Raw genomic sequence first — 4,999 nt, 5'->3', positions numbered from 1 at the left:
GTGGTCATCCAGGCAGACTGTGCCATCGTTCATCGCCAGCAAGCCGGCTCCTACAAGGCGGTGTGGTGTTCTTTTGATTGTATCAAGCGGCAGAAAAGCGGCATCCAGCGGAAACCGGTTGCCGCTTTTCTGGCATTGCCGCATGACCATCGCCCGCAAAGCCCCGGTTTATGGGGTTTTTTTAATTGGCATGACGCTTGCTAAGCTCATCGTACGAAAAATCAGGTCACCCGAAGGTTTCCCGACATGAGCATCAGCTTCGATAAAGCGCTCGGCATCCACGAAAAGGCTTTGGGCTTCCGCGCCCAGCGTGCCGAAGTTCTGGCCAACAACATCGCCAACGCCGACACCCCGAACTACAAGGCGCGGGATCTGGAGTTCTCGAAAGTACTCGAGGCGCAGAACGATAAAGCCAAAAACGGCACGTTCGCCTTGAACATGACCAACAGCCGTCACATCGAAGCCGAAGGCCTGGGCAATGGCGATGAGTCGCTGATGTACCGCACGCCGATGCAACCGTCGATCGACCAGAACACCGTGGACGCCCAACTGGAACAGTCCAACTACGCGGAAAACTCCGTCAACTTCCAGGCGAGTTTCACCCTGCTCAACAGTAAATTCAAAGGGCTGGTGTCAGCCCTGCGCGGAGAGTAAGCCATGTCTCTATCCAGCGTTTTCAACATTGCCGGTAGCGGCATGAGTGCCCAGACCACTCGCTTGAACACCGTCGCTTCGAACATCGCCAACGCCGAGACCGTTTCGTCGAGCATCGACCAGACCTATCGTGCGCGCCATCCGGTTTTCGCCACCATGTTCCAGGGTGGCCAGAGCGGCGGCAGCGATTCGTTGTTTCAGAACCAGGACGCAGCCGGTCAAGGCGTGCAGGTAATGGGTGTGGTCGAAGACCAGAGCAATCTTGAAGCGCGCTACGAGCCGAACCATCCGGCGGCGGATGCCAAGGGTTATGTCTACTACCCGAACGTCAACGTGGTGGAAGAAATGGCGGACATGATTTCTGCCAGCCGTTCGTTCCAGACCAACGCCGAAATGATGAACACCGCCAAAACCATGATGCAGAAGGTGCTGACCCTCGGTCAGTGATAAGGGGCGATTCAGATGAGTGTTAGCGATACCACCAGCGGCTTTTCCCTCAACGACATCCTGGCCAACTCCTCGGTCAAGACCACTAAAGACACCGACAGCCTGGCGTCTGCGGCAGGAAGTGCCACCGGCAAAAAGGCCTTGGGCAAGGATGCATTTCTTCAACTGCTGGTGACGCAACTGAAAAACCAGAATCCGCTGGAGCCGCAGGGCAACGGTGAGTTCGTGGCACAGTTGGCGCAGTTCAGCAGCCTGGAAGGCATCACTACGCTTAACACTACTGTGAGCGGTATTGCCGGAACCTTCGGCTCTTCCCAGGCGTTGCAAGCCTCGTCGCTGGTCGGTCGCTCGGTCATCGCACCGGGCGACAAGTCCGTGGTTGATACGACCAAGGGCATGACCGGTTCGGTCGTGTTGCCGCAGTCGGTAGCGCAGACCACAGTGAAAATCACCGACAAGGACGGCAAAACCCTACGCACCATCACCCTGTCCGATCAGCCGGCTGGCAATGCCAGCTTTACCTGGGACGGCAAGGACGATGCCGGCAACGTGGCCCCGACGGGTACTTACAACTTCTCGGCAGCAACCACCATCGATGATCAGAGCGTTGCACTGATCACCAACCTGCCGGCGACCGTCAACAGCGTGACCATCAGCCAGACCGGCGGTGAGTTGATGCTCAACTTGGCCGGGCTGGGCAGCGTTGCCCTGTCCAAAGTGCAAACCATTGGTATATAGAGCCGACTAACACGGCACAAAGGAGTGGAGTATGTCTTTCAACATCGGCCTTAGCGGTCTCTATGCCGCCAACAAGCAATTGGACGTGACCGGCAACAACATTGCCAACGTGGCAACCGTTGGTTTCAAGTCGTCCCGCGCAGAATTCGAAGATGTGTACTCGGCGACCAAGTTGGGCACAGGCAGCAAGACCGTTGGTAGCGGTGTGCGTCTGGCCAACGTTTCCCAACAGTTCACCCAGGGCGATATCAGCAACACGGGTAACGTTCTGGACATGGGCATCAACGGCTCCGGCTTCTTCGTACTGAACAACAACGGCTCGCTGTCCTACACCCGTGCCGGTACGTTCAAGGTCGACAAGGAAGGGTACGTTACCAACACCGACGGCACTTCGCGCCTGCAAGGTTACGGCGTGGACGCCAATGGCAAGATCGTCAACGGCGTGCTGACCGACCTGCGCATTGACACTTCGAACCTGGCGCCGAAATCCACCACCAGCGTGTCGTCGACGATCAACCTGAACTCAACGGCTGATGTGATCGACCAGGCTGTTGTCGCCAACAAATTCGATCCGACCAAGCCGGCGACGTTTACCAAACAGTTCAGTACCCCGATTTTCGACACTCAGGGTAATCAGCACACCATGGATCAATACATGGTCAAGACGGGTCCCAACACTTGGGATACCTATACCCTGATCGATGGTCGCAACCCCGATGGCACCGACCCTAATGCGGCGTTGACGCCTCCGACTCCTTCGACCATGACGTTCGATACGAGCGGTAAGCTGATGTCGGTCAGCACTCCAGTGCCGCCAACCGTGCCACCGACCGTTCCAACCCCTGCGCCGATAATCAGCAGTGATCTAAAAATCACCGGCTGGATCCCAGGCAAAGTGACCAATGGAACATGGGCAGCCAACGGCGCCGCCGCCGATCCGGCAGGCGTGACCATTTCCATGAGCAACACCACCCAGTTCAATGCTGACACCGCGCGTTCGATTCCTGCACAGAACGGTTACGCCACCGGCCAGATCACTAACCTGACCATCGACGGCAGCGGCGTACTGCTGGCCAACTTCAGCAACTACCAGACCAAGCCGATCGGTCAACTGGCGCTGGCCAGCTTCACCAACGAACAAGGTCTGCAGCCTATAGGCGGCAGCAGCTGGAAAGAAACCTACTCCTCGGGTATCCCAGGCTACGATTCGCCGGAAACCGGCACCCTGGGTTCGATTCAGTCTAATTCCCTGGAAGAATCCAACGTCAACGTGACCAACGAACTGGTCGACCTGATCAAGGCGCAGAGCAACTACCAGGCAAACGCCAAGACAATTTCGACCCAGAGCACCATCATGCAGACCATCATTCAGATGACCTGATGCTGGTTGGGTTGTATTGCTGCACAAGGAGCCCCTCGGAAGAGGGGCTTTTTTGCGGCCTGAGGTTTTGTGTGGGATGTGATGGCCTCTTCGCGGGCAAGCCCGCTCCCACAGTTGATCGTGTTTATCTGGAAAGACTCGGTCCTCTGTGGGGCGGGCTTGCCCGCGAAGGCGTCGGATCAGTCACCCTTTTCCTACAGGCAAAAGAAAACCCCCGACCCGCCAGAGGCTGATCGGGGGTTTCGAGCAAGCGCCTTGCGGCGCCTACCGGCTCAGCTTATTGGCAAGCTTCGCAATCCGGCTCGTCGATAGCGCAGGCCTTCGGCACTGGAGCTGGACCTGCTGGAGCGGCCAGGACCGAGTCGTCACCGTGGTTGCCGCCGCTGGATACAGCGTTCAGCTTACCGGTGTTGATGGTCGACTTCTCGGTGCTGGTCGCGGCCAGGGCACGGAGGTAGTAAGTGGTTTTCAGACCACGGTACCAGGCCATGCGGTAGGTCACGTCCAGCTTCTTGCCAGAAGCGCCAGCGATGTACAGGTTCAGCGATTGAGCCTGGTCGATCCACTTCTGACGACGGCTTGCCGCGTCGACGATCCACTTGGTGTCCACTTCAAACGCCGTCGCGTAGAGCTCTTTGAGTTCTTGCGGGATGCGCTCGATCTGCTGCACCGAACCGTCGTAGTACTTCAGGTCGTTGATCATGACCGAGTCCCACAGACCGCGAGCCTTGAGGTCGCGAACCAGGTACGGGTTGATCACGGTGAATTCGCCCGACAGGTTCGATTTCACATAGAGGTTCTGGTAGGTCGGTTCGATCGACTGCGATACGCCAGTGATGTTGGCGATGGTCGCGGTCGGTGCGATGGCCATGATGTTCGAGTTACGGATACCTTTCTGAACGCGAGCGCGCACCGGTGCCCAGTCCAGGGTTTCCTTCAGGTCGACATCGATGTACTTCTGGCCACGGGCTTCGATCAGGATCTGTTGCGAATCCAGCGGCAGGATGCCTTTGGACCACAGCGAACCCTGGAATGTCTCGTAGGCGCCACGTTCGTCAGCCAGGTCACAGGAGGCCTGGATCGCGAAGTAGCTGACCGCTTCCATGGAAGAGTCGGCGAACTGCACGGCCGCATCCGAACCGTAAGGAATGTGCTGCAGGTACAAGGCGTCCTGGAAGCCCATGATGCCCAGGCCAACCGGACGGTGCTTGAGGTTCGAGTTCTTCGCTTGCGGCACTGAGTAGTAGTTGATGTCGATCACGTTATCGAGCATGCGCACGGCGGTGTTCACGGTGCGTTGCAGCTTGGCGGTGTCGAGCTGGCCGTTGACGATGTGGTTCGGCAGGTTGATCGAGCCCAGGTTGCAAACGGCGATCTCGTCCTTGTTGGTGTTCAAGGTGATCTCGGTGCACAGGTTCGAGCTGTGGACCACGCCGACGTGCTGCTGCGGGCTGCGCAGGTTGCACGGGTCTTTGAAGGTCAGCCATGGGTGGCCGGTTTCAAATAGCATGGACAGCATTTTACGCCACAGGTCTTTGGCCTGGATGGTCTTGAACAGCTTGATCTTGCCTGGGTACTCGCTCAGGGCTTCGTAGTACTCGTAGCGCTCTTCGAAGGCCTTGCCAGTCAGGTCATGCAGGTCTGGCACTTCCGATGGCGAGAACAGGGTCCACTTGCCGTCATCGAAGACGCGCTTCATGAACAGGTCAGGGATCCAGTTGGCGGTGTTCATGTCGTGGGTACGACGACGGTCATCACCGGTGTTCTTGCGCAGCTCGA

6 protein-coding genes are annotated in these 4,999 nt (G+C 57.8%); 5 read left to right on the top strand and 1 reads right to left on the bottom strand.

All coding sequences use genetic code 11. The features are described 5' to 3' along the window. The 5 genes from ACRESJ_RS20080 to flgE form a co-directional block, all read left to right on the top strand. The coding region (locus tag ACRESJ_RS20080) for a hypothetical protein (protein WP_431759450.1) at positions 1–204 on the top strand (204 nt) is incomplete at its 5' end. A 42-nt stretch (positions 205–246) separates the two neighbouring features. Next, positions 247–654, top strand: a complete 408-nt coding sequence (flgB, locus tag ACRESJ_RS20075; RefSeq protein WP_056853151.1) for a flagellar basal body rod protein FlgB — start codon at positions 247–249, stop codon at positions 652–654. A gap of 3 nt (positions 655–657) precedes the next feature. Continuing rightward, positions 658–1,101 (top strand): flagellar basal body rod protein FlgC, encoded by a 444-nt coding sequence (gene flgC, locus ACRESJ_RS20070; protein WP_034146132.1) that lies wholly within the window; start codon positions 658–660, stop codon positions 1,099–1,101. Positions 1,102–1,116: 15 nt separating this feature from the next. Further along, positions 1,117–1,839 carry a flagellar hook assembly protein FlgD gene (flgD, locus tag ACRESJ_RS20065; protein WP_431759449.1) on the top strand — a complete coding sequence of 241 codons (723 nt, stop codon included), beginning with the start codon at positions 1,117–1,119 and terminating at the stop codon, positions 1,837–1,839. A gap of 31 nt (positions 1,840–1,870) precedes the next feature. Beyond that, complete coding sequence (flgE, locus tag ACRESJ_RS20060; RefSeq protein ID WP_431759448.1) at positions 1,871–3,220, top strand: flagellar hook protein FlgE; 1,350 nt, start codon at positions 1,871–1,873, stop codon at positions 3,218–3,220. 277 nt (positions 3,221–3,497) lie between these two features. Here the strand turns inward: flgE and ACRESJ_RS20055 are convergent. Then, the coding region (locus tag ACRESJ_RS20055) for a ribonucleoside-diphosphate reductase subunit alpha (RefSeq protein ID WP_431759447.1) at positions 3,498–4,999 on the bottom strand (1,502 nt) is incomplete at its 5' end.

The sequence above is a fragment of the Pseudomonas sp. genome, from assembly GCF_050739655.1.
GTDB lineage: Bacteria > Pseudomonadota > Gammaproteobacteria > Pseudomonadales > Pseudomonadaceae > Aquipseudomonas.
The sequence above is the reverse complement of the archived record's forward strand: the minus strand, read 5'-3'. Positions and strand labels throughout refer to the sequence as shown.